This window comes from Burkholderia sp. b14 (assembly GCF_900156195.1).
Classification (GTDB): domain Bacteria; phylum Pseudomonadota; class Gammaproteobacteria; order Burkholderiales; family Burkholderiaceae; genus Mycetohabitans.
In genome coordinates this window covers 2,066,797-2,085,913 of record NZ_FTPJ01000003.1, presented here as the reverse complement: position 1 = coordinate 2,085,913, position 19,117 = coordinate 2,066,797, and the positions used below count along the sequence as shown (strand labels likewise).

General features: G+C 62.3%; 17 protein-coding genes and 1 pseudogene. 10 read left to right on the top strand and 8 right to left on the bottom strand.

Annotation, left to right across the window (positions count from 1 at the left end):
* The first annotated feature begins 5 nt into the window (after positions 1 to 5).
* From prmC to B0B13_RS14130, 5 genes and pseudogenes are all read left to right on the top strand, one after another.
* Positions 6 to 911, top strand: a complete 906-nt coding sequence (gene prmC / locus B0B13_RS14155; RefSeq protein ID WP_076785547.1) for a peptide chain release factor N(5)-glutamine methyltransferase — start codon at positions 6 to 8, stop codon at positions 909 to 911.
* A 75-nt stretch (positions 912 to 986) separates the two neighbouring features.
* Positions 987 to 1,301, top strand: a complete 315-nt coding sequence (grxD, locus tag B0B13_RS14150) for a Grx4 family monothiol glutaredoxin (RefSeq protein WP_013434908.1) — start codon at positions 987 to 989, stop codon at positions 1,299 to 1,301.
* Positions 1,291 to 1,893, top strand: coding sequence for a UbiX family flavin prenyltransferase (locus B0B13_RS14145; RefSeq protein WP_076785548.1), 603 nt, complete (start codon positions 1,291 to 1,293; stop codon positions 1,891 to 1,893). The genes grxD and B0B13_RS14145 overlap by 11 nt, the downstream gene beginning before the upstream one ends.
* Before the next feature lie 46 nt (positions 1,894 to 1,939).
* Positions 1,940 to 2,284: pseudogene (locus tag B0B13_RS14140) on the top strand (DODA-type extradiol aromatic ring-opening family dioxygenase); the annotation flags it as partial.
* Between the two features lie 373 nt (positions 2,285 to 2,657).
* Positions 2,658 to 3,680: a CopD family protein gene (locus B0B13_RS14130; RefSeq protein ID WP_083703752.1), complete on the top strand. Its 1,023-nt coding sequence runs from the start codon at positions 2,658 to 2,660 to the stop codon at positions 3,678 to 3,680.
* Between the two features lie 89 nt (positions 3,681 to 3,769).
* On the opposite strand, the gene B0B13_RS14125 is transcribed toward B0B13_RS14130, so the two are convergent.
* On the bottom strand, positions 3,770 to 5,368 hold the full coding sequence (locus B0B13_RS14125; protein ID WP_076796884.1) for an APC family permease: 1,599 nt from the start codon (positions 5,366 to 5,368) through the stop codon (positions 3,770 to 3,772).
* 541 nt (positions 5,369 to 5,909) lie between these two features.
* Between B0B13_RS14125 and B0B13_RS14120 the strand changes: the two genes are divergently transcribed.
* Entirely contained in the window at positions 5,910 to 6,113 is a 204-nt protein-coding gene (locus B0B13_RS14120) for a cold-shock protein (protein WP_076785551.1), read from the top strand.
* 129 nt (positions 6,114 to 6,242) lie between these two features.
* On the opposite strand, the gene B0B13_RS14115 is transcribed toward B0B13_RS14120, so the two are convergent.
* On the bottom strand, positions 6,243 to 7,505 hold the full coding sequence (locus B0B13_RS14115; protein WP_076796883.1) for an Hsp70 family protein: 1,263 nt from the start codon (positions 7,503 to 7,505) through the stop codon (positions 6,243 to 6,245).
* Between the two features lie 418 nt (positions 7,506 to 7,923).
* Here B0B13_RS14115 and B0B13_RS14110 point away from each other — a divergent pair, with 418 nt between their 5' ends.
* A complete protein-coding gene (locus tag B0B13_RS14110) occupies positions 7,924 to 8,130 on the top strand; it encodes a hypothetical protein (protein ID WP_076796882.1) in 207 nt (68 codons plus the stop codon).
* Positions 8,120 to 8,689: a DUF1415 domain-containing protein gene (locus B0B13_RS14105; protein WP_076797337.1), complete on the top strand. Its 570-nt coding sequence runs from the start codon at positions 8,120 to 8,122 to the stop codon at positions 8,687 to 8,689. Before B0B13_RS14110 ends, B0B13_RS14105 begins: the two co-directional genes overlap by 11 nt.
* Here B0B13_RS14105 and B0B13_RS14100 read toward each other — a convergent pair whose 3' ends face one another.
* From B0B13_RS14100 to B0B13_RS20125, 3 genes are all read right to left on the bottom strand, one after another.
* Entirely contained in the window at positions 8,690 to 9,559 is an 870-nt protein-coding gene (locus B0B13_RS14100; protein WP_076796881.1) for a class I SAM-dependent methyltransferase, read from the bottom strand.
* 164 nt (positions 9,560 to 9,723) lie between these two features.
* Complete coding sequence (locus tag B0B13_RS14095) at positions 9,724 to 11,196, bottom strand: NAD-dependent succinate-semialdehyde dehydrogenase (protein ID WP_076796880.1); 1,473 nt, start codon at positions 11,194 to 11,196, stop codon at positions 9,724 to 9,726.
* A 114-nt stretch (positions 11,197 to 11,310) separates the two neighbouring features.
* Entirely contained in the window at positions 11,311 to 11,763 is a 453-nt protein-coding gene (locus B0B13_RS20125; RefSeq protein WP_237573843.1) for an aminotransferase class III-fold pyridoxal phosphate-dependent enzyme, read from the bottom strand.
* A 62-nt stretch (positions 11,764 to 11,825) separates the two neighbouring features.
* On the opposite strand from B0B13_RS20125, the gene aptA reads away from it, so the two are divergent.
* Together aptA and B0B13_RS14080 are read left to right on the top strand one after the other, a co-directional pair.
* Positions 11,826 to 13,154, top strand: coding sequence for an omega-aminotransferase AptA (aptA, locus tag B0B13_RS14085; protein WP_076796878.1), 1,329 nt, complete (start codon positions 11,826 to 11,828; stop codon positions 13,152 to 13,154).
* 470 nt (positions 13,155 to 13,624) lie between these two features.
* A complete protein-coding gene (locus B0B13_RS14080; protein ID WP_076796877.1) occupies positions 13,625 to 14,989 on the top strand; it encodes a sigma-54 dependent transcriptional regulator in 1,365 nt (454 codons plus the stop codon).
* Positions 14,990 to 15,122: 133 nt separating this feature from the next.
* On the opposite strand, the gene B0B13_RS14075 is transcribed toward B0B13_RS14080, so the two are convergent.
* The 3 genes from B0B13_RS14075 to B0B13_RS14065 form a co-directional block, all read right to left on the bottom strand.
* Positions 15,123 to 15,317: a hypothetical protein gene (locus B0B13_RS14075; protein WP_076796876.1), complete on the bottom strand. Its 195-nt coding sequence runs from the start codon at positions 15,315 to 15,317 to the stop codon at positions 15,123 to 15,125.
* Positions 15,318 to 15,577: 260 nt separating this feature from the next.
* On the bottom strand, positions 15,578 to 17,011 hold the full coding sequence (locus B0B13_RS14070; RefSeq protein ID WP_076796875.1) for an efflux transporter outer membrane subunit: 1,434 nt from the start codon (positions 17,009 to 17,011) through the stop codon (positions 15,578 to 15,580).
* A gap of 9 nt (positions 17,012 to 17,020) precedes the next feature.
* Positions 17,021 to 19,117 carry a MacB family efflux pump subunit gene (locus tag B0B13_RS14065; RefSeq protein WP_076796874.1) on the bottom strand — a complete coding sequence of 699 codons (2,097 nt, stop codon included), beginning with the start codon at positions 19,115 to 19,117 and terminating at the stop codon, positions 17,021 to 17,023.

Here is a 19,117-nt window from a genome sequence, read left to right as displayed (position 1 = left end):
ATATTATGACTTGCGTCGCGCAACTGCTGCGAACCTCGCCGCTGGCCCCGCTGGAAGCGCGGATTCTGCTCGCCCACGTGCTAAATTGGCCGCGTACCGCGCTGATCACGCGTGCTGACGACACGCTGCCGGACGCGTTGTCGGCGCGCTTTCTGGCGTTGCAGGCCCGGCGAGTCGAGGGCGAGCCGATCGCGCAACTAGTCGGTTCGCGCGAATTCTTCGGGCTCGAGTTCGACGTGACGCCGCACGTGCTGATCCCACGTCCGGAGACGGAGCTGCTGGTTGAGTGCGCGCTGGACGCGGTACGGACAATCCCATCCCCCCACATACTCGATCTTGGCACTGGCAGCGGTGCCATCGCGATCGCGATCGCCCATGCGCGCCCGGATGCACGGATCGTCGCCACGGATCGCTGCGCTGACGCGCTGGATGTCGCGCGGCGCAATGCGCAGCGCCTGCTCGGCGACGCGGCACTTGCACCGGCACGGCCGGCGTCGGCCGCTCGTCACGGCCTCGTCACGTCAGGCACACCCACGCAGCCCCGTCTCGCACTACGCCACGGCGATTGGTTCAAGGCGCTTAGCGAACCGCATCGCGCCGCCCCGGCGCGCTTTGACGCCATCGTCAGCAATCCGCCCTATATCGCCGCATCGGACCCGCACCTGCGCGAGGGCGACCTGCGCTTCGAGCCACTGGACGCGTTGACCGACCACGCAGACGGGCTCAGCGCGATTCGCGCGATCGTCACCGCCTCCGTCGCGTGGCTAGCGCCGAGCGGCACGCTATGGCTCGAACACGGGTACGACCAGGCTGAAGCCGTGCGCGCGCTGCTCGACGCGCACGGCTTTGATTCGGTACGCTCTGTGCGGGACCTGGCCGGCATCGAGCGCGTCACCTGCGGCAGCCGCTAGCGAGCCGCAACGCCGGCTCGGGCAGACGAAATCCGCTATCATCTAATCCAAACCGCATTTGAAGCAAGGTCAGCTATGGATACTCAAGAGCGCATCAAGCAAATCGTCAGCGACCATCCGGTCGTGCTGTTCATGAAGGGCACCGCGCAGTTCCCGATGTGCGGCTTCTCCGGCCGAGCCATCCAGGTCCTGAAGGCGTGCGGCGTTGATTCGGTGCATACGGTCAATGTTCTCGAAGACGAGGCAGTACGGCAAGGCATTAAGACGTTTTCGAACTGGCCTACGATCCCGCAGTTGTATGTGAACGGTGAATTTGTCGGTGGCTCGGACATCATGATGGAGATGTATCAGTCCGGAGAATTGCAACAGCTGTTTACGAATGCCTCATGACGCGCGGCCGTCGACACGACGGTTAATCGTCGCGATCACCGGCGCCACCGGCGCCGTCTACGGCGCCGGCGTGCTGCGCGCGCTGCGTGAGTTGGACGGCGTCGAAAGCCATCTGGTCGTCTCTAGCGCCGGCTGGCTCAATATACGGCACGAATTGGGCATCGAGCGTGCGGCACTCGAACAGTTGGCGCATCACGTGCACAATCCGCGCGACATCGGCGCGACGCTCTCGAGCGGCTCATTTCAGACGGACGGCATGATCGTGGCGCCGTGCTCGATGAAAACGCTGGCCAGCATCGCGCATGGCCTGTCCGACAACCTGATTGCCCGGGCTGCCGATGTCACGCTGAAGGAGCGGCGCCGGCTCGTGCTGATGGTTCGCGAAACGCCGCTGAATCTCGCACATCTGCGCAACATGACGGCCGTCACTGAGATGGGCGGCATTGTGTTCCCGCCGGTGCCGGCGTTCTACAACCGTCCCGCGACGATCGACGAAGTGGTGGCCGATACTGTCGCGCGCGCGCTGGATATGTTCGGACTTGCGGCAGCGCGCTCGCGGGCATGGACGGGACTGGCAGCCGCGCGAGATTAACAACCAACACGACACAATGCGTTGCCTGCGGTCGCATTGATTAGACGGGCGCGCGCTCAGGCCCCTGCGCGATGACGGCGTGCTGATCGTCGGCTCCGGACAAATCACGCATAATCTACACGCCGCGGACTTTTCGGCACGGCCCGGTGATACAGATCCGCACGTGGCTGAGTTCACCGGATGGTTCGAAGCGAGGATGGCCACGCATGACCTAGACGCCTTGCTCGACTATCGGCAGCAGGCGCCCTATGCCGTATCGATGCATCCGAGCGATGAGCATCTGCTGCCTGTGTTTGCCGCACTGGGCGCGGCCGACGACGACTACAAACTGGAGATTCACGCGCAAGGCATTTATCAGCGCTCGCTGGCGATGACTCATTACGTGCTGTCGCACCGCCGCATGGGCAACAAGGAGCGGCATTCGGGACGCGAGTCTGTGGCACGCACGGCGTCATCGTCGCGCGAGGCGGCTTTGCGCACGGTCGCCCCATCGCGACGCATGGCATAATCGGTGCTCGTCTTCCTCACATACGCGCCCCGGCGCCGCCCCCTGCCGCCCGCCTTGCCACCGCCGACAACGCGATGACGGTCGCCATGGCTTGGTGAGGCAGCCCGCCGACCGCTCCAGCCTCGATGACTATCCAAGCATTGCGCCCACTTTCCGTCGCCGCCCGCGAAAACACTGCCACAACCCGTGAAGACGCCTCGCCCACCACCGTCGCGCGACCGCGCACACGCGTGGCCGTCAACCGGAGCGCGGCCCGATGACCTCGTCCCTGTCCATCATGCAGATGGCGCTCGCCGCCATCCAGGACGTGCTGTTCGCGATCGCCGCAGGCTCGGTACTGTGCGGCGCGACACTGGCCACCGTGTTCGCTTCGTCTCGCGACGCGGCACGGCTGCGGCTGCGTGGCTCGATCAAACAAGCCATGCCCGGCGTCCGATTGCCGTCCATCCAATGGTTTTCGTTGTGCGCGCTGGCTATCGCCCAAGTGATGTACCTGTGGCTGCAGGCCGCCACGATAAGCGGCTCGACATTGAGCGCCGCGCTGGGCATCGTACTGCGGCAGTCGCATTACGGCGCCGCGTGGCTGACCGGGACGGCCGGTATCACGTTGGCACTCGCCGCCTCGCGCGTGCATCTGCGCGGCGGCCAAGCACGAGGTGGTCCGCCACCCGGGCCGGGCAGCGCCCCACCCCGTTGGCCGATGCGCATCACGGTGCTGGGTCTCGCGCTGTACGCGGCAGGTAAGGCCGCAGTCAGTCATGCGGCAGGTGCGGGGGACTTCAGCCTCGCACAGGCCGTGTACTGCGTGCATGTCGGAGCGAGCGCCGCATGGGCTGGCGGCGTGAGCATCGCGGCCTTCGTGTTGCCGACGTTCGCATTGCATACACGCGCCGACGGCGGGCGGCATCTGGCATTTTGTGAACGACTCTCCCGCGCGTCGGCGGTCTCCTTGACGTTGGTCGCGCTCACGGGCCTATACAACGTCGTATGGATCTGCGCCAACGTGCCCGCCCCGCTGGCCGGCACATACTATGGCCGATGGCTTGGCGCCAAGCTCGTCATCGTGGCAGCAGTCGCATTGCTCAGGACACTGAACCGTGCTGTATGGTTGCCGCGGCTGCGCGATGCGCAACACGCCCATGGAGGGGAAAGCAATAGGTTGTCGCCGCGCTATTCAGTCACAGCCGCCCATCTTGGCAAAACACTGTTAGCCGAGTCGGCGCTGCTGGCGGCCGCGCTGATTGCGGCGGCAACATTATCGCACCTACCGCCGGCGTAACGCGTGCGGCGGCGCGAGCCGGCCCGCGTGCCTCGGTGTCAATCCGCGCCGATGCACGCGACGGCACGCCGATACCGATGCCCCCACGCTCAAATACCGACGCCTTCCAGGATTTCCTCGCGCTGTTCCCGCTCGTCCAGATACGCGGTGCGCCAGCCGCTAGACACACCCCACTGATAGAACCCGAGCGAGGTCACCGCGACGACCGCCATGTCCCAGCCATAAGGGATATAGCCAATCCCGCCGAACGGCTTGCTGCCGATGTACGACAGCACTGCCATCACCGGCAGATAGGTGACCATCCACCAGGCTGAACGCCAGTCCTTAGAGAATCCTTTCCAGCCCGCCTTAGCTTGGTAGTAGAAGAAGACCGGCAGCGCGACGACCATCAGTAGGATGATCTCGCCGGTCAACGGCCATTTTGCCCAATACAAGATCAGCGACGCGCAGACAAACGCAAACGGCGCTATCAAACCCATGCCGGGGATGCGCAGCGGCCGCGCGATGTCCCCGCTGGTGCGGCGCAGCGCCATTAGGCTGATTGGCCCCGTCAAGTACGAGATCACCGTGGCCACCGAGATGACCGCAGCTAGCGAACTCCAGCCACGGAAAAAGAACAGGAAGATGAACGAAACGATCAGGTTGAACCACATCGCGGGCCGCGGCACCCCATAGAGCGGATGCACGCTGCTGAAAATCTTGGGCAACGTGTTGTTGCGCTCCATCGCGTAGATCATCCGGGTCGTCGTCGCCATGTAGGTGGTACCGGTGCCGCTGGGGCTCACAAACGCATCAACGTACAGCAGCATCGCAAGCCAATTCAGGTTCAGCGCGAGCGCAAGCTCGGCAAACGGTGAACTGAAGTTCAACTTGTCCCAGCCCTTGATGATGTCCGCCGGCTTGATGGCGCCAATATACGCGACCTGCAGCAGCACATAGATAACCAGCGCGATCAGGATTGAGCCGACCACGGCAACCGGCACGCTACGGTCCGGATTGCGGGCCTCACCCGCCAGGTTCACCGGACTCTGGAACCCATTGAACGCGAAGACAATGCCGCTGGTGGCCACCGCGGTCAGCACCGCCGACCAGCCATAGGGCGCGAACTGCCCAGTCGCACCGGTCGCGAAGTTGTCCGTATGAAAGCCGGTCAGCACGAGGCCCAAAATGGTGGCGCCCGGAATCAGGAACTTGAAGATCGTGATTGCCGAATTCGCGTGCGCGAACAGCTTCACACCCCAATAGTTCAACAGGAAGTACACGACCACGAGCACAGCCGACAGCAGGAGCCCGGGTAAGGTCAACTCGCCGTGTACGAACAGCGCATGAGCCCAATCATAAGGCCATGAGCTCATATATTGGATCGATGCCTCTGCCTCAATCGGTATCACGGAGACGATCGCGATCCAGTTGGCCCACGCGCTGATGAAGCCGACCAACGAGCCATGGGAGTAGCGGGCATAGCGGACCATGCCGCCCGACTCGGGGAACATCGCACCGAGTTCCGCATAGGTCAGCGCGATCGCAAGGATCACCACCGCGCCAATCACCCATGCAATGATTGCTGCAGGCCCTGCAATTTTTGCTGCCTTCCAGGCCCCGAAGAGCCAGCCCGACCCGATGATTGAGCCCAAGCCGGTCAACATCAGCGCGAATGGGCTGATGTTTCGCTTGATCGAACTATCCACAACATCTCCTAGGAACATGAGCGCGCCTTACCGCTGTGCCGTTTCCGGCTGGCACGTCTCGTGAATACGCGTCACGCGTCGGTTGCAACCGGCGCGAAGTTTAACGGTGGCACCTTTCAACTGGCTGATCAGTTGCGAATCGACGAAACACGGGGCGACCCGACAAGCGTGGAATTAACCCATGCGCGGGTCATCAAACAAATGACAAATGATTAACATAAAGCGCCAGACTCGGCGTGGAAAGCGAGCTCTACGCCCATTTCGATGACGAGGCGGGCCGTTACGAAAAAACGGCGAAAAGGTCGAGACCCGAAGCGACACCGGTTGGAGCGCATCGGGGAAACTACTGAGTTTGCGACAAAAGCATTGACCGGGTCTGATTTTCGCAATATAACTATGTTTGCAGGATTTCAAGCGGCGAGTGTTGGTGGTTATCCATCTGTAGTCTCCCACGACGGTACTTCGGTTGTTCCTCTCACCCTTCCTTGATTTTCGTGCGCTATCGGGCCTCGGCTCTTATTCATTTTTAAGGATTCGTTTTATGGAAACCGGAACCGTCAAGTGGTTCAACGACGCCAAAGGTTTTGGCTTTATTACGCCGGACAGCGGCGGTGAAGACCTGTTTGCGCATTTCTCCGAAATTCGCATGGATGGCTTCAAGAGCCTTCAGGAAAACCAAAGAGTCACGTACGAAGTGAAGACGGGCCCGAAGGGCAAGCAAGCGGCGAATATTCGCGCGGCGTAAGCCCTTCCCGCCTGGCGCGACGCGCCAATGCCCCCTCTACGCGGGCAGACTGCTGACGAACCCCACGTTCTTCGAAGCGTGGGGTTGCGTCTTTTAGGCGAGCGCGATTTTTTTCATCCGGCGTACGCGTCAATCAAACAAACGCCGCGCGTGGATCCCCAGTCCGGTGGCGACGCTGGCTAGACGATCACCGAAGACCTTTTCCGCCCGAGGAAACGCGTCGCCGATCGCCCCGGTCACGCAGCGCAACCCGGTCGAGCCCCCGGTGAAGTACACCGCCCCCAAATCGGCGGCCTGCACGCCGGCCTGACGTAGCGTGTCGCGCGCCGCGTTCGCAATCCGGCGGATCTCGTCCTGCGCCACCTCCAGCAGTTCCGGCTCGGAAAAAGTCACCGCCAAATCGGGCTCGACCTGGGACAAGTCGAGCGTCGCGTCGCCGCCCACGGCCACGTCGATCTTCGCGCGCTCGGCCAGCCCAGCCAGCGCATGGCCGAGCCGCGCATCGATGACGCGTATCAACCGGTCATGGTAGCGGGGCTGCGCATAAACGTACTTGGTCAGCCGCAACTCGCCCACCCGCTTGGGTGCATAAACGGTGTTGATCAGGTGCCAAGTCGCGAGGTCGAAGTAAATTCGGTTCGGCACCTCACGTCCCTGTTCATCCAGTGATTGATAGCCCAACTCACGCATGATCGCCACCAGTTCCACGCGCCGATCGAAATCGGTGCCGGCCACGTGCACGCCGTGGTGGCCAAGCACGTCTGCTTGCCGTTCGAGCTTTCGCGCCCGCTCCGGCCCGACCCGCACCAGCGAGAAGTCGGACGTACCGCCGCCGATATCGGCGACCAGCACCAGTTTCTCGGAATCGAGCCGCGACTCGTAGTCGAACGCCGCGGCAATCGGCTCGAATTGGAACTCGATGTGCCGAAAGCCCACAGCATGGGCAACTGTTTTCAATTGGTCCTGCGCCAGACGATCGGCCCGGGGATCGTCGTCGGCGAAGAATACGGGACGGCCCAACACCGCCCGCTCCACCAGCCGGCCCGCCGCGGCCTCCGCACACTGCTTCAGATGATGTAGGAACAGCGCGATCACGTCCAAATAACGCACCGCAGTGCCATCCCCCAATTCAGTGCTCTGCTCGGCCAGCGGCGAGCCCAGAATGCTCTTCATCGAGCGCATCAGCCGTCCGTCATAACCATCGATATAGGATTCGATCGCAGCCCGGCCAAACACACGAATGTCCTCGTCCAGATTAAAGAACACGGCCGTGGGCAGGGTCGCATGGTTGCCCTCGACCGGGGCCAGCCGGACGCCATGCGGCGCGGCGTCCCGTGCCGGCAGCGCGACGGCAGAATTGGACGTGCCAAAATCGATTGCGCAATAATTCATTCAATGCTCCTGGGACGGCCGGCTGCGACCTCGCGGCTGACACCACCAACTCGGGAAGGGACAGGTTTTTAGCACGAAGCGGTGCCGCAGGCAAAGCCTCTGTCGCTGTCTGTGCCTGTCCCGTTGGTTCGATCGCAACGCCATGTTACCGGTCGGCAACATGGCGTTGCGATCTTAGACTGAGCGGTAACATGTCAAGAAACGGTATCGCACTGCCGGGCATCTCGTATTGGTGCAGCGCTGGAATGAGTCATGAGTCACAGCAATCAACCCTCCACACAGGGGCGGATGCCGTCCACCAGCATGCCTCGGCGCGCGCCGAGCCGACTACCGAGGTTGTTCGTTTGTCAATGTATCGTGCGAGTTTTCGGAGCGCGAGCACCCGGCGCGCCAGATCGTCACCCGTAACAAGACAGCGTTGCTCGAACGACTGACCGATCTGGCGCGACAGGCCGGCGCACGCGAGCCCGCACGGCTCGGCGCGTCGCTTGCGTTGCTCGTTGAGGGCGTCTACACTGCCAGCCAGACCCTCGATCCGCGCTGCGACGCGATCGCCTCGGCGCCGACTCTGGCCGCCCAGTTGATCGACGCGGCCACCGCGCCCTCCGATGCCGATGCACGATGAACACAAGGGCCACGCCGCCGTCGTTAGCGCCACGGTGCGATGGCTCGAACGGGCCGTCATTGGCCTGAATCTATGCCCTTTCGCGAAGTCCGTCCATGTCAAGCGGCAGATCCGCTACACAGTCAGCAACGCCCACAGCGCCGCCGACGTGCTGGCTGCGCTCGATGTCGAACTGCAGGCGCTGGTCAACGCGGATCCGCAATGGATCGATACGACGTTGCTGATATTGCCGGACGCATTTGCCGACTTCTACGCGTTCAACGACTTCCTGCCACGTGCGGACAAGCTTTTGCGTCGGCGCGCGCTGGAAGGCATCGTACAGATCGCGAGCTTTCATCCACTGTTCCAATTCGCCGGCGCCGGTGAGCACGACATCGAGAACTATACGAACCGCGCGCCGTATCCGATCTTGCATCTGCTGCGGGAAGCAAGCGTGACGCGGGCCGTTGACGCGTTTGCGGATGCGGCGCAAATCTACGAACGCAACGAGCAAACGATGCGCGCACTCGGTCACGCGGGCTGGCGCCGCCTGCTGGAAGCGGACGACGAACGCCGTTGATCATGCCGAATTGGCGATCCGCTGCTCGCTCTCGCGGGTCAGCGCCGGGATGAAGAAACGTGGCGCGAGTTCTTCCAGCCCTAGTTCGGCCAACATCGCCGTCAGACGCTCGGACGGCTTGCGACGTGGCAGATTTTTGTAAGTGGCAATGATGAGTTCGTTTTTCAGCGAGTGTTCCCAGCCGACCAGTTCGGTCACGCTAATGTGATACCCATGCGCCTCCAACTGCAGGCAGCGTAGCACGTTGGTCAACTGGCTACCGAATTCGCGCGTGTGCAGCGGATGACGCCATAGCTCGCTCAGCGCGGTGCGTCCGAGCGCCTTCGCCTTGTTGCGCCTCAACACGGCCGCCACCTCTGCCTGGCAGCACGGTACCAACACGATATAGCGGGCCTGCTTGGCCAGAGCAAAGCGGATCGCATCGTCGGTCGCAGTATTGCAAGCATGCAGCGCAGTGACGATGTCTACCGCTGACGGTAGTTTGTCCGATGAGATCGATTCCGCTACGGATAATTTTAGGAACGACATACCAGAAAACCCGAGCCGGGCAGCCAAGTCAACGGATTGGGTGACCAGGTCGTCGCGCGCCTCGATACCGTACAGACGCGAGCCGTCGCCCAGGTTTTTGAAGAACAGATCGTACAAAATAAAACCGAGGTACGACTTGCCGGCACCGTGATCGACTAGCGTCACGTCGCCGCCCTGTTGCTTCAACTCGGCGAGCAGTGGTTCGATGAATTGGTACAGGTGGTAGACCTGCTTGAGCTTGCGCCGGCTGTCCTGGTTAAGTTTGCCCTCGCGCGTCAGGATATGGAGTTCCTTGAGCAATTCGATGGATTGGCCGGGGCGGACGTTGTACTTCTCGGACATGGCAGGTCGAAACACAGGTTCAAGCGCCACGCCGACAAGCGCGGTGGCGCACAGTTGTCACCGGTAGGCCGGTTGCACAATCCGCGCAACCGGCCTACCGGTGACAGTGTACCGAAAAAGCTTGCGGTACCGCTCTTCCGAGCGGTGCGCCCGAGCAGAAGGAATCAAACCCCACCGATGCACAGGTACTTCATCTCGAGATACTCGTCGATCCCGTACTTGGACCCTTCGCGCCCCAGCCCTGACTGCTTTATACCGCCGAACGGGCCGGTTTCATTCGATATCAAGCCCGTGTTGATTCCCACCATGCCATACTCGAGCGCTTCCGCCACGCGCCACACGCGCCCCAGATCCCGGCTGTAGAAGTACGCAGCCAGCCCGAATTCTGTCTCGTTGGCCAGACGGATTACTTCATCATCGGTACTAAAGCGGAACAGCGGCGCGACGGGACCGAATGTTTCCTCACGCGCGATGCGCATTGCCTGGGTCACGCCGGCCAATACCGTTGCCTCGAAGAAAGTGCCGCCCAACGCATGCCGCTTGCCGCCGCAGAGCACGCGTGCGCCATGGGAGAGCGCGTCGGCGATGTGCGATTCGACCTTGTCCACCGCAGCCTGGTTGATCAACGGTCCCTGCGTCACCCCCGCGTCGAACCCGTTGCCCACCTTGAGCCGGCTGACCGCATCGGCAAGCTTGCGCGAGAATGCGTCGTACACCGAGTCGTGCACGTAGAAGCGGTTCGTGCACACGCAGGTCTGGCCGGCATTGCGGTACTTCGAGGCGACCGCGCCCTCCACGGCTGCGTCCAGATCCGCATCGTCGAACACGATGAACGGCGCATTGCCGCCCAGCTCCAGTGACAGCTTTTTGATTGTCGGCGCACACTGGGCCGCGAGCAGCCGGCCGACCGGTGTCGAGCCCGTGAACGACAGCTTGCGCACGACCGGATTGGACGTCATTTCCGCGCCGATCGTCTTCGGATCGCCCGTGACCACGCTGAACACACCCGCCGGCACGCCAGCGCGCTCGGCCAGGGCTGCCAGCGCGAGCGCCGACAGCGGCGTGGCTTCCGCCGGCTTAAGCACGATCGCACAGCCGGCCGCCAACGCGGGGGCCACCTTGCGCGTGATCATCGCTGCCGGGAAATTCCAGGGTGTGATCGCCGCACATACGCCCACCGGCTCCTTCAGCACGACAAGCCGCTTGTCGCCGGCGGGGCTCGCCAACGTGTCGCCATTCACCCGCTTGGCTTCTTCCGCAAACCATTCGAGGAATGATGCCGCATAGCTGATCTCACCTTTTGCCTCGGCAAGCGGCTTGCCCTGCTCGGCCGTCATGATCGTGGCCAGGTCGTGCGCATTGGCTAGCATCAAATCGTGCCAGCGACGCAGTACCGCGGCACGCTCTTTACCCGTCTTCGCCCGCCACGCGCGTTGTGCCAGCTGCGCTGCATCGATCGCGCGACGCGTCTCGGCCGCGCCCATCGCTGGAACGGCCGCTAGCGTGCGGCCCGTCGCCGGATCGACCACATCGAACGTGCGCCCCTCATCCGCGCCGACCCACGTCCCGCTGACGTAGGCCAGATCGCGCAGCAGCGACGAATCCTTCAACGATAACGCCTGATTGTCCGATCCCATGCTCTTGTTCCTATGCTTGCGCGACGGCGCCGTGCGTCAGCGCGTGTTCAAGTATGTCCAGCCCTCGTCCAGCGCTGCCGGCTCGCTCGTCAGCGGAAAAGGAAGCGAATTACCTTACCATGTACGCTGCCTACGAGCAGCAACAGGCCATGCTCGAGTCGCTTCTTCAGTTGCCGCCCCAGCGTGTCCGGCCCGTGTGCTCAGGTTCTCTTCGACGATCACCTCGAGCACCACATGCGCCACCGTGCAGGCGAGCGAATGGTCCACGTAGATGCCGCCCAGTCCGCCGGGCTCCGCGGCATCCGTCAGCACGGCCCGGCCGACCATGTCGGACAGCAGCATGCCACCGACCAGACTCTTCGCCATCTTTATCAAATCCGGTTTGACATCGTCGTGCTGCATCCCACGGCAGCAAGCAAAGCTGTGCATCAACTGGTCCACCCGCGTTGGCACCCGTGTCCCGTCGCGGTCCAGCTGCAGGTCGGGCTCGATGATCGCGATTCGACATATCGTATGGTCCAACACAGCTTGAGTGGTAAACGATACAGTTAGCAGTGCAGTTGGCAAACTGTATCTGTCCGTCGGCGAGTGGACGGCGATAGAGTTAGATAACGACTCAAGGAGCCACCATGACTTCATCCGATACCGTCAGCGACCTGTCGAACTTCTGGATGCCGTTCACCGCCAATCGCCAGTTCAAGGCCGCGCCGCGCCTGCTGACGTCGGCCAAGGGCATGTACTACACGAGCAGCGACGGCCGCAAAGTACTCGATGGCGTGGCCGGCCTGTGGTGCGTGAATGCAGGCCACGCGCGCGAGGAGATTGTCTCTGCAATACAGCAATCGGCCGACACGCTCGACTATGCGCCGCCATTTCAAATGGGCCACCCGCTCGCCTTCCAGGCGGCGGCCAAGGTGGCCCACATCATGCCGAACGGGCTGGATCGCATCTTCTTCACCAACTCGGGGTCGGAGTCAGTCGATACCGCGCTGAAGATTGCACTCGCCTATCACCGGGCGCGCGGCGACGGGCAGCGCACCCGGCTGATCGGCCGCGAGCGCGGCTACCATGGAGTCGGTTTCGGCGGGATCTCGGTAGGCGGCATCGTCGCCAACCGTAAGGCATTCTCCGGTGCGCTGCTGCCCGCGGTCGACCATCTGCCGCACACGCATGATCCGGCAAGGAACACGTTTTCCCGCGGACAGCCCGAACATGGCGCGCACCTAGCCGACGAACTCGAGCGGCTGGTCGCGCTGCACGACGCATCCACGATCGCAGCCGTGATCGTCGAGCCGGTGGCCGGCTCGACTGGCGTGCTGATTCCGCCAAAGGGCTACCTGCAGCGGCTGCGGGAGATCTGTTCCAAACACGGCATTTTGCTGATCTTTGATGAGGTCATCACCGCTTTTGGGCGGCTCGGCTGCGCGACGGCCGCTGAGTTCTTCGGCGTCAAGCCAGACCTAATCACGATGGCCAAGGCGATCAATAACGCCGCTGCGCCGATGGGCGCGGTAGCCGCGGACAAGAAGATTTACGACACGATCGTGAACGCCGGCGCGCCGGGCGCCATCGAGCTGTTTCATGGCTATACGTATTCGGCTCATCCAATCGCGGCGGCGGCGGCAGTCGCGACGCAGGACCTATATCAGCGCGAGGGATTATTTGAGCGGGCGGCAAAGATCGCGCCTTTCTTCGAGCATGCGATCCACGCGCTGCGCGATGCGCCGTACGTGAAGGATGTGCGCAACCTGGGGTTGGTCGGTGGTGTGGAGCTGAAATCACGCGACGGCGCATTCGGTGCGCGCGCCTACGAAACGTTCGTCAAGTGTTTCGAGCTTGGCGTGTTGATCCGCTATACCGGGGAGACGCTCGCGTTCTCGCCACCGCTGATCATCTCCAAACAACAAATCACGCAAGTTTTCGACACGGTGCGCAACGCGTTGCAAACGCTGAAGTAACGACAACGCCATAGCCGCGTATTCGGCCAGCGCCGACGCCATCGAGTACGCTGCTGAAGGAAATAGAGTACAAAGCGTTCATCCGCGTGATCCGTTCGTGGGAACGCAAGCATTTGCTGTTGCCCGTATGACGGAAACCCGGCCCCGCTCTCGCCCGATGTTATTTTTTCAGCCACCGGCCCAATCACTTCCGACACTACCAGTGCCAAATTGTTGCGTTTTTCTCGCTCCTCTTTCGCATGCGTGCCGATCCCAGTAGGAGAGCCTCGCTATAGTCTAAAAGTGCCGGACATCCAAAGCCGGCAGAAACGGCGGGGGTCAATAGACCGGCCTATCCGATAACTATTCGCTGTTGCTGCGGCTCGATTGCGACATGCCAACCGACGATTTGACAAGATCTATCACTTTCGTGTTATGCCGCGGGGGTGATTGTCCCTATAACAAAAACAATGCATCGATACGGGGCAGTCATGTCGCTATCTAACGGCAGTCAATTCACCGTTTCTCGAAGACTCGTCTACTGGACACGCGAGCCGTCCCAGGACCTACAACAACAATTGTCCCGACGCAGCTGGCTCGTGTCGGTCGTCGTTGATGGGCATGCCGTCAGGCACGCGCTGCAGCATGTCGATCAGGCAGGCGGGATCCTCGACCTGAGCACGGTGCCCGACACCGAATTACTGGATGCGCTGGCGGTCTGCCAGGCGGCATCGGACGTAGCCTGGATCGGCTTAGTTGAGCCGCGGCAGCTCAGTATCGCGGCAGTCAGGGCAGTGCTTCGTGACTATTGTTTTGATTATGTAACGCTTCCCGCGTCGCAGCAGCGCATAGCCGATGCAGTTGGCCAAGCATACGGCATGCTCATGCTGCGCGCCCCCCAGGGCCAGTCACGCTCGCGCGAAGGGAGGATGATCGGTACCTGCGACGCGATGCTGAAGCTGTTCGACAAGATACCGAGAATCGCGCGCACCGACGCGCCAGTGCTCATTTCCGGTGAGTCGGGCACCGGCAAGGAGCTGACCGCGATCGCGATCCATGAGCGCTCGCCCCGTGCCAAACGGCCGTTCGTCGCGATCAACTGTGGGGCGATTCCGCCTCACCTGGTCCAGTCCGAGTTGTTTGGCTACGAGCGCGGCGCGTTCACCGGAGCAGTGTCGCGCAAGGTCGGTCGGATCGAGACGGCCAATCACGGCACGCTGTTCCTCGATGAGATCGCGGATCTGCCACTGGAGAGCCAGACCAGCCTATTGCGCTTCCTGCAAGAGCGCACGATCCAGCGCCTGGGCGGGCGTGACACGATCCACGTCGACGTGCGGGTCATTTCAGCCACGCACGCGAACCTGGAGGAAGCCGTCAACGCCGGGCGCTTCCGCGCCGATCTCTATCATCGGCTGTGCGTGCTGCGCGTGGAGCAGCCCGCGTTGCGCACGCGCGGCAAAGACATCGAAGTGCTCGCGCAATGTATGTTCGAACGATACAAGTCGGACGCGCCGCACGTGAAGGGCTTTTCTCCGTCGGCCATGGTCGCAATGCGTCGCTATCCGTGGCCAGGAAACGTGCGCGAGTTGATCAACCGAGTACGGCGTGCCTTGGTGATGACTGACGGCACCCTCCTAACGGCTCACGATCTGGAACTCGAACAGTGGGTGCCGCCGGAGGCCGTGCCGATCATCAAGCCGCCCGTGGTCATCAATGACCATTTGATCGACCAGGCGCTGAAGCGGCACCGCGGCCGGCAAACCGAAGCGGCGCGAGAGTTGGGTATTTCCCGCTCCACGCTGTACCGCCGACTGCGCACCCAGCGTCTTGCGGAGATGGCTACGGACGCGGGGTGATCCCAAGCGCGACCGGGCGGGGCGGCCCACGCGATGCGGCGCTAGAGCGGCAGCGTGTCGGTGCGACGAGCCGGCTCGGTGCCATGGCATCGACCGGCTGGGAATACCCCAAACCTGTGCTTCGGTCGTACACTCACTCGCCGAGCAAGCGTGCCTGTTCGGCAATCTCGACGCTCTCGGTAGTGACCCACGGCTTCAGCACATGCGCCATCGCGATGATCGCGTCGACCAGCACCGCGCTTTGCGTGTCGGGGGCATCTGCTCGATGAACGAGCGAGCGATCTTCCGCTAGTTCAGCAAGGAACCGCATCAGATTCCTGAAGTCCATCTAGTGATCGAGACGTTTCTTGCAGTCATTCGGCAAATGAGTTTTTATCCTAAAGACAAGGAGAACTCAACATGCCGTTTCTCACGCGCTTGGCCAAACGCTATGGCGCGGCGATGAACGCCAAAAACATGCGTCTGCTGTTCATGCCGATCGGCAGCGCCCCCCACGGCGAACCCCCACAAGGAGCTTGACGGCAGCCAGCCGACGAATGCCGGTGGATAGTCTCGGGGATACGTGGCTCTGGAAGAATGGCAATTCAATCAGTGATCACCGCCGCCCAGCGCCTTATATAAAGTCATTCGGTTGTTAAGCCGATTCAAGCGGTTCAGTGCATCAGCGCTCTGCGCGTCGCGCAACCGCTGCTGCTGATCGAGCCACGGCTGTATGCCAGTCGCACCGGCGACGAAGCGGGCCCGCGCAAGCGCTTCCGCGCGCTGCGCCTGAGCGAGCGACAGTGTACGCTGTTCGCTTTCTTGTTCGAGTTGCATGCGTGCGGACAGCGCGTTCTCGACCTCGCCAAGCGCCGTGTACAGCTGCTGACGGAAGTTGACGACGGCTTCCTCATATTGTGTCTGCGACACTTTAATCTGCAGCTGCATCGTGTTCCGCTGAATAAAGGGCAGCGCGAGCCCAAGGCCGAGCGTTGCGATAGGATTCGACAGCGCACGCTCAAGGCTCGCACTTGATGTACCAATCGAACTGGTCAGCGTGAGCAACGGGTAGAAGTGGGTGCGCGTGATATCAATGTTCGCGAGCAAACTGCGCAATCGGAACTCCGCCGCGCGCAGGTCCGGACGCCGTGCGAGCAGGTCGGCAGGCAAGCCCGCTGGCACTGCCGGCAACGGCCGGTCTGGCAGCGCAGCTGGTTCGGCGGCCCGCGCTTGCGGCGGACGGTCAAGCAAGATCGCGAGCGCGTGACGGTTTTCGGTACGCTGCTGAATCCATTGTGTTTGCATCGCGCGCTGCGTGGATAGGTTTTGCTCGGCTTGCGCGACATCGAGCCCGGAGACCGCGCCGGCCGCATGACGCGCCCGCACCAGCGCGAGCGTGCGCCGCGCATACGCGATGTTCGCATCGCCAAGCGCAATCTGCTGGTTCAGGTAGCCGATCTGCCAGTACAACGCGGCCGTCGTGCCGATCAGTGAAAGCCGTGCTGCATCGCGGTCGGCCTGCGTCGCGTCGGCTTCCCAACGCGCCGCATCGCGCTGCGCGGCGAGCTTGCCCCACAGGTCGAGTTCGTAGTTGAGGGAGCCGGATACGCTGCTCGCGCGTAATGTCTGGTGCGAATCAAGCGTGCGCGAGACGCGGCCGTTGCCGCCGAGCGTCACGGTGGGCGTCAGGTTGGTGGCGACAAGATTGGCCCGCAGCTGTGCGCGATAAACGCGGATCGCAGCGGCGGCGAGATCGTTGTTCACGGCAAGCGCGTCGGCAATCAGCCGATCGAGCACCGGGTCGCCGAAGCTGCGCCACCAGTCGGCCGGAATAGACGCTGCCGCGCAAGGCTCAGATGGGCTAGAGACAGCGCAGGGATGCGTCTGCGCTGTCGCGCCGCTCGCGTCGTATGCTGTCCAATGGGCAGGCAGGTCCACTGCAGGCAACGGCTGGCGGCGCGCGTTCGTGCAACCCGCAAGCAACGCGGCAGCGCAGGCGAGCGCGAGCAGGCGGTGGAAAACGCTCGCAATGAGAATCATCATGGCGTCACCTCAATCGCGCGCGAGCGCATCGATCGGATCGAGCCGTGCAGCGTTGCGAGCGGGCATGAAACCGAAAATGATGCCGATTAGTGTCGAACACAAGAACGCGGTGACAATGGAGGCGACAGAGAACACCATTTTCCATTGGGCGACAAACAGCGGGAAGATAAAACTCGTGCCAAACGACAACACGATGCCAATTGCACCGCCCATCAGGCATACCACAATCGCCTCGATAAGAAACTGCTGCATGATATCGTTCTGCCGCGCGCCGACGGCCATCCGGATGCCGATCTCGCGCGTTCGCTCGATCACTGACACGAGCATGATATTCATCACGCCAATCCCGCCGACCACGAGTGAGATCACCGCGACCAGCGACAACAATAGCGTCAGCATTTGGCCGGTCTTTTCAGCCGTTTTGACCACGTTATCCACGTTGTAAGTGAAAAAATCCTTGCGACCGTGGCGCTGCGTCATCAGCTTCACGAGATTGTTTTCGGCTGCCGTGCTCGGCTGTCCATCGCGCACCCGCACCGTGATGCTGTCAAAATGGCGCTGACCAAACAGCCGGCCGCTCGCCGTCGTGTAGGGTACCCATACGTTTAGGCTCTTTATCTCACCGAACGCGCTCTTCTTGTCCGCCGTCACACCGATCACCACACACGGCAGGTTGCCGATGAGCACTACCTCGCCGAGTGGATTCGAGTTGGCGCCGAACAGCTTGCGACGTGTGTTCTGGTCGATCACCGCCACTTGCGCCTGACGGCGTACGTCGTCAGGACCGAAACCCATCCCTTGAGTGAAGCGTATCCCCCGTACCTGGAAGTAATGTTCGCCGATACCACTCACTAACGCGTTGATGTCGATGTTTCGGTAGCGTAGTAACAAGCTGCGCGACGTCTCGGGTGTCACGCTGTCAAGATAGGGCTGCTCGGCGAGTGCGGCCACATCAACGGGCACAAGCGTTTCGATCGTGCTCGCCTGGCTGTCGCCCCAGTCGCGGCCCGGGAAGATGTTGATCGTGTTCGTGCCAATACTGGCGATCTCATCGAGTATGTAGCGCTTCGCGCCTTCGCCAATCGCAACAATGGATACCACCGACGTGATACCGATGATAATACCGAGCATCGTCAGACCCGTGCGCAGCCGATGCGACATGAGCGCGAGCCATGCCATCCGAAATGCCTCGGCAAAGCGTCCGGCACTCGCCGGCCAGCGGCGCGCACGTAGCGCAGGCGTGGCAGCCCGCGTGTCCACCGCGGAAACGGGTGTACCGCATGCGACCGGTGCGTTTGCCTGTGCAGTTACGTGGTCGATAACGGCAAATGATGTGTCGGCGCAGGCGGATGCGGCCAATGTAGCGTCGGTGGCTACCGTATCCGCGGCCGATACGCTGACATCGGCCGCCGAGCATAGCGTGTTCGTCCGGTCTGCGACGATCTTGCCATCGCGGATCTCGATGATCCGGCGCGCGTGCGCGGCGACATGCTCATCGTGCGTGACAATGATCACCGTATGGCCGAGTGCGTTCAGCTCACGCAGAAGCCGAATTACCTCCTGACCACTCTTCGAATCGAGTGCCCCTGTCGGCTCATCGGCGAGAATCACTTCGCCGCCGTTCATCAGCGCACGTGCGATGCTGACGCGCTGCTGCTGTCCGCCGGATAGCTGGCTCGGACGGTGCCCGGCGCGCTGCGCGAGCCCGAGCCGTGCCAACAGATGCTCAGCACGCGCTCGCCGCACAGGCTGCGCACTGCCCGCATAGATTGCCGGCATTTCGACGTTCTCTGCCGCGCTCAAGTGCGGCAGCAGATGGTAACGCTGGAAAATGAAGCCGAAGCGCTCGCGCCGCAGTTGTGCAAGCTCGTCTCCGTCGAGTTCGCGTGTCTCGCGGCCATCGACCCGGTAACTGCCGGCGCTCGGATGATCCAGGCAGCCCAGAATATTCATTAGCGTCGACTTGCCGGAACCTGACGCGCCGATGATCGCAACGATCTCTCCCGCGCCGATCGACAAGTTGACGTTTTTCAGCACGACCACATCCCGGTCGCCGGCGGGAAAGTGCCGCGTGACGTTGATGAGCTGCAGCAGCGGTCGGGGCAT